This is a genomic window from Nocardioides sp. (assembly GCF_035429765.1).
Classification (GTDB): Bacteria; Actinomycetota; Actinomycetes; order Propionibacteriales; family Nocardioidaceae; genus Nocardioides.
Genome location: NZ_DAOMFK010000002.1, coordinates 53,902 through 60,001 on the forward strand (window position 1 = coordinate 53,902; position 6,100 = coordinate 60,001).

4 protein-coding genes are annotated in these 6,100 nt (G+C 72.2%); all 4 read right to left on the minus strand.

What is annotated here, in order from left to right:
• Window positions 1-82: 82 nt before the first annotated feature.
• Window positions 83-1,201 (minus strand): CapA family protein, encoded by a 1,119-nt coding sequence (locus PLP61_RS00550; protein WP_324499313.1) that lies wholly within the window; start codon window positions 1,199-1,201, stop codon window positions 83-85.
• 228 nt (window positions 1,202-1,429) lie between these two features.
• Entirely contained in the window at window positions 1,430-2,365 is a 936-nt protein-coding gene (locus PLP61_RS00555; RefSeq protein ID WP_324499315.1) for a CPBP family intramembrane glutamic endopeptidase, read from the minus strand.
• Window positions 2,366-2,522: 157 nt separating this feature from the next.
• Window positions 2,523-3,959, minus strand: a complete 1,437-nt coding sequence (locus PLP61_RS00560; RefSeq protein ID WP_324499317.1) for a DUF6519 domain-containing protein — start codon at window positions 3,957-3,959, stop codon at window positions 2,523-2,525.
• Window positions 3,960-3,967: 8 nt separating this feature from the next.
• Complete coding sequence (locus PLP61_RS00565) at window positions 3,968-5,983, minus strand: hypothetical protein (protein WP_324499319.1); 2,016 nt, start codon at window positions 5,981-5,983, stop codon at window positions 3,968-3,970.
• Between the last annotated feature and the right edge of the window lie 117 nt (window positions 5,984-6,100).

Consider the following 6,100-nt stretch of genomic DNA (forward strand, 5'->3'; position numbering starts at 1 on the left):
AGATGGTCCACGACCTGCGCGCGACCCGCCGGGATCGGGTGGACTGTGGCGCCGAACCCGCGGTCGGCCAGGTAGCCCGCGATCATGTGGCCCAGGCGACGACTCTCGAGGAAGTCGGCACTCCCGACCGGCGGACGCCGGGGGCTCGGACCACGAAGCCGACGGCGGCCATCGACCGGCGGGCCAGGTTTCGCAACCACCCGGGACCCCGTGGGGAGGCCAGCACCTGTGCCGCCTCGAAAACCCGGGTCGCCCCGTGGATCGTGGGGCTGGTGATGACGGTCGGTGCGAAGCGTGGGTGCCGGGCGACGAACGAACCGTCCTTCCGCTCCACGAAGGTGATCTCGGCGATCATGGCCCGATAGGTGTCGGGGATGCTCGTCAACTGCTGGGCCACGAAGTTGCCCAGCCCGTAGACCACCCACGTGTGGTGGACCCTCTCGATGGTCTGAACGACATGGGCATGGTGCCCGTACACGAAGGTGATGTCGGGCGACCGGGCCAGGGCACGGAACACCTCGACCTGCTGCTGGTTCGGGACCGAGGAGTACTCGGTCCCCGCGTGCACCGCCACCATCACCACGTCGACGCCCCTGCGCCGCAGCGCCGCGGCCCGCCGCAGCGCATCCGGAACGTCGATCAGGTTGACCGACCACGGCTCGGTCACCGGCATCCCGTTGGTCCCGAACGTCATCGAGATGAGGCCCACTCGCACGCCGTTCACCTCGAACTCCAGCGGCTTCCCGGCGCCCCTCCTTGCGGCGTAGGTGCCGGTGTGGCCGAGTCCCCGCCGGTCGAGGTCCCGGATCGTCCGGGCGAGGCCCGAGAACCCCATGTCCACGGAGTGGTTCGACGCCGTGGTGCAGAGGTCGAAGCCGGTGTCCTTGAGCCCGTCGAGGACCGTCGGCGGGGCCGAGAAGAGCGGGTAGTTGAGATACGGGCCGCCCGCGGGTGCCAAGGGAGTCTCGAGGTGGCAGATCGCCAGATCGGCGGAGGAGATCCGGGGCCGCACCCCGGCGAACATCGGCGTGAAGTAGGGCAGTGACCTCCCGTGGGCGGCGGCGTCTCGCTCAGCGGTCTCCCACACGCCCGTGTGCACCAGCACGTCTCCCGTCAAGGCGACCGTGAAACTACGACGGGTGGCCGGGTTCTCGGACTGCGGAGTCGGCGACTCCACCGTCCCCGACGGGGTCTCCCGCATCGCGTCGGGTTCGCCCGATGATGCGCTGGGCAGGCCACACGAGGCCGACGCTGCCCCGAGGATGAGGGACACGACCACGGCGACGGCGGGCGCCACCCGGCGCCGGGAGCAGGCGCCAGCATCTCCACGCACGCCGATCATTCGCACGCATGCCCCATCCGTAGGGTGTTTCGTCTGAGTTCGAGACTGCTGACTTCGGTCGGCGTGCCGAGTTCGCACGACCAGGCGTCAAGCGGCCGTCACGGCGACTGCCTCCTGGTGTTCCTGGTGGTCGCGCACGTTGCCGCGGATGAAGATCAGCAGGACGTAGGCGGTCAGGACCAGCAGGATGGTGGCGAATCCGACCAGAGTGGCGAGGCTGCTCGCGTCCTCTCCGGCGCTCGGCAGCTTGTCGATCCCGCCGGTGGCCAGGAAGCCCGTGGGGTCGGTGAGCCCATGCAGGATCATGGCGCCGGCAATGAAGCCGATAGCGCGCATCGACAGGTACATCATCACCCCGAATGCCACGGTGTAGCCGACCGTGGGCAGCACGGTCTTGAGCCCCTGGCCCGAGAACACGTTGATGCTGTGGGACAACCCGAACAGCAGTGACGAGAGCGCCGCTACGGTCCATTCCCCGTGTCCGACGGCGCGCAGCATCTTGACCGCGATGCCGCGATAGAGCAGCTCCTCGACGAAGCCGATCATCAGTCCGCTCGCCAGGACCAGCAGCACGACCGACAGCGCGGGGCCGCCCCAGTCGATGTCCAGGACGCGCAGAAGGATCGGAGTCGCTACCAGGACGGGCGCGATCCACATCCACCACGAGCGGTAGATGGGCTGGCGGCCGAAGATCTCCGCGTTCCAGCCCATCGCGGTGGTGAGGGTGACCAGGATGACCGCGCCGACGATGAGCCCGACAGTCAGCTGGAAGAAGACCGCACCCACGCTGCTGAGCAGGTCGTCGTCGCCGTAGCCCGGGTCGAAGAAGCTGGCGACCTTGCCGGCGCCCAGGTAGAGGGCCAGGTAGATGGCGACCACGGCCAGCAGCCTCCAGAAACCGCCCTTGTCCAGGAAGCCGCGCAGGCCGCTCTCGGGCTTGATGTCGGTCTGGCTGGGCATCGCGATTCCTCCAGGGTTGTGTGCGTCCAATTCCGCGATCTGGACTGTACGGTCGCCGGGCACCTATTGCGCCCCTCCCAGGACGCTGTAACCGTTACCTGCTCCAACGGGCGGTGACGGTGATGAGGGCCAGGCACCGGGCGAACGGCAGACCACGACGTGGTGCCGCGCCCCGAGGCACGGCGCGCTCCTGACGCGCAGGGCTACGCCGTCCCCGGGGTCAGAAGGCGGCGGGCATCACCGCGAACCGGTTCCGGCAGTCGCTGACGAAGGTCCAGCCCCCGTTGTCGCTGAGGGTGCCGATGGCGAGCGGGGCGTAGCAGTGCTCGGTCCCGTCGGGAGTGCGGGGGCGCGGCACCTGCTCGCCGTCGGCGGTCTCCTGGGGCCAGAGGACGTCGCCGGTGGCGGTGCGGGCGGGGACGAGCCAGTAGTCGCCATTGCGGTACTCGTGGGGGGCGCCGACGGTGGCGGCCGGGAACTGGACCATGACGCCGTCCTCGAGCTCGATCCAGGCGTCGTCGGGGGCGGCAGCCTCGCGGACGAGGAGGGCCCCGGCGTCACTGGTGGTGGGGTCGTCGGCGGCGTGGTCCCAGCGGCGGAGGACCGGGTGGAGCTCGGGGCGGGTGCCGGTGTCATCGGCGACACCCGTGAGGACGACGGTGAGGTCGTCACGGTCGATGCTCCCGACCCGGAGCAGCGGGGTGCCGGAGCCGCGCAGGGAGCTGGCGTCGTCGGCGAGCTGGACCCAGTCGCCGACCTCGAGGCCGGTGCGCCGGTCGCGCCCGAGGCCGGCCAGCTCGAGCACGGTCGTGTCGCCGTCGGCGGAGTGCCGGAGGACCGGGAAGAGCACCGAGCCGTTCTCGCGCGACCAGGAGAAGGTGGCGCCGCCGTTGGCCTGGCCGGCCGCGCGGGCGGTGCCGCCGCGCTGGATCTCGACGCGGTAGAGCTGGTTCTCGGCTCCCCGGTACCGCGCCTCGGGGTCGATCACGCATGCGTCGAGGTCGTCCGCGGGCCGGCGGGCGGCCGCTCGGAGCACCGGAAGCCGCTCGCGGGCGAGGGCGGTGTAGTCGTCGCAGGTGAGCGGGCCGTCCCCGCGGCGTACCTTCACCTGCCAGACCAGCTCGGCCCGGGTGGTGGTGTCGAGGCCGCCGAGCGCGACGTCGAGCAGCTCGGGCCGCTCGGCGGCGGCGACGTGCCGCTCCCAGACGTCGAGGTAGATCTGCACACCGGCGACGCCGCCCAGCTCCTCCAGGGTGGTGGCGTCGTCGAACGGGTACCCCAGCTGCTCGCTGTACGTCGTCCACGTGTCGCACTCGGCGAGCAGGCCGTCGACGTAGTAGCGCCCCTGCCCGATGAGGAAGTCCCCGCGGCCGAGCTTGGCCTTGAGCTCCTCGAGGCGCTCCTGCGGCAGCGGCCGGCCGAGGTCGTCGGTCAGGCCCTTGAGCACGGAGGGGTCGGTGAGGATCGCGAAGCCGCACCGCGCGGCCGGGCCGCCGTGCGGGCCGATCAGGTCGGCGGCCAAGGTCCGGACGTGGTGCCCGGAGATCGCGGCCTGCTCGTTCCAGTCGGCGTCGAGCTGCACGCGGCCCTGCTGCATCAGGACACGCGTGTAGTGCCGTCGGCTGTCGAACGTCTCGCGGGTGAAGTCGCCCTTCATGACCACTCCTAGGTGAGGAAGAAGATGCCGGTCTCGAAGCCGGCCGGTGTGTACTCGTCCAGGCGGTCGCGCAGGTTCGCGGTCCGCTGCGGCTGGTAGAGGTCGTGGAACGCGCCGAGCTCGCCGCCGTCGTCGGCACCGCGCCAGATCTCCTCCTCGACCGGGTCGGCCAGCTGGCCGTAGGCCGGACGCCCGTAGCGCAGGCTGGTGAACGCCGGCCGCACCCGCTCCTCCGCCAGTGCGGCGGCTACATCGTCGTGCGCGGCGGCGATGGCGGCGTCGGGCTGGCAGTGGTACCGGCGCGGCGTGCGGGAGCCGGGGGCCAGGTAGCTGAACCGCACGCACCCGACCTGACGGCGGGCCACGCGCAGCGCGCTGGTGAGGATGCTGTTCTCGACCAGGTCGACGGCATGCACCAGCACCTCACCGACGACCGTGCAGCGCGCGATCGTCGCGTGGGCGAAGGCCATCCGGCCGTCCTCGCTGCTCAGCGCCAGCCGGTCGGGACCGGTCGCGTCGACGATGCTGTCGCTGAGGAGGACGACGGCCGGGTCGGTGCGGCGCCCGTCGGCCTCGACCACGACCGAGCCGAGGATGCTGTGCTCGACGACCAGCCGCGTGGCCACCCGGTCGAGGGTGATGCTGGGCTCCTCGGGGCGGCCGGGCGAGCAGTCGCAGTCGAGCTCCCAGCCGGGCACGAGCGTGCAGTGCCGCACGGTCACGTCGCACAGCTCGCCGTGGGAGGCGGTGACGGCCTCCGGTTCGTCGTCGGGCACCGGCACGTCCTCAACCTGGTGATCTGCCTCGTCGCCGTCGTCCCCGTCGTCGCGGCCCGGTCCGCGGGCGGCGACGAGCAGCCCGCGGCCGGTGACCAGGAACCCGTCCAGCACGAACCGCGAGCCCGCTCCCCCGGTGATCCGGAACGGGTCGGGCTGGTCGACACGGTAGTCGAGGAGCCGCAGCACGGGCCGGCACCCGGAGGCCGCGCGCAGCTGCACGTACTCCCCCGGCTCGAGGTCGAGCACGAGGCGCTCCTCGTACACCCCGCTGTCGGCGACCTCGATGACGACGGCCCGCGGCGGTTCGGCGCCCTCGGCGGTCGGCCGCGCGCGGTCGGCGCGCCACTGTCGCCAGGCCTGCTCCACGGTGCGGTGCTCGCCCGCGGCACGGTCGCGCTGCCGCACGCGGTACACCACGACCCCGGCCGGCTCGGCGAGAGTACGGCGGTACTCGCCGCCGCCCATGTCCGCACTGAACCCGTAGCGGTAGCTGACCGACACCCGGCGCGGCAGCTGGCCGGAGGGGAACACCAGGCGGCCGCGCTCGGGGTCGAGGAGCACGTGGTCGCGTGGCGCCCGGTAGGCGTGCCAGTCCGACAGGTCGGCCGGGATGACCGACTCCGCCGGGACCACTCCACGCTGGCCGCGGCGGGGCCAGTCCTGGACGGTCACCGAGACGCTCCGTCCCCGGCCGTAGTAGGTCGGCGACGCGTCCGCCCGCAGCGGGTGCTCCGCGAGACGGTGCTCGAAGGCCCGCCGCCGGATCGGCGTCGGCACGTTTATCTCCTCGGCGACGTGGGTCGCGCCGGGCTCGGGCGTGGGCGCGGTGAACAGCGGGCTGTCGTTGCCCAGCACGCTGAAGGTGTAGCACTGGGCGCCCTCGCGCTCGATGCAGCTCGCCGGCGTCTCGGTGACGGGGTGGCTGCCCAGCCGCCAGAGGTACAGGGCGACGCCCGGCACCGAGGCTCGGCCGCGGGTGCGGTGCGAGACCGTGCGGCGTACGTCGACCGTCCGGGCCTCGTCGTCGAAGCCCCTGCCCAGCCGGTCGAGCCGGTCGCCCTCGCGCAGGTCGGCGGTCCGCGCGCGGTCGGGGTGCTGGTGGTCGAGGTGCTGGGTCCAGCCGAGCAGCGAGTAGAGCTCGACCACACGCGCGGGCCAGCCGGCCGTCCCGGCGGCCAGCTCCTCCAGCAGCGCCGCGGTGCCCTTCCGGCGCCGGTTGGCGATCGTCTGCGCGACCGAGGCCATCTCCGATCTGTCCCGGCCGATGGGCCCGGACGACGCGCTGCTGATCTTCCCCGAGGGCGGCAACTACACCGAGGGGCGCCGCACCGCCCGCATCGAGCGGCTCCGCACGGCCGGCCA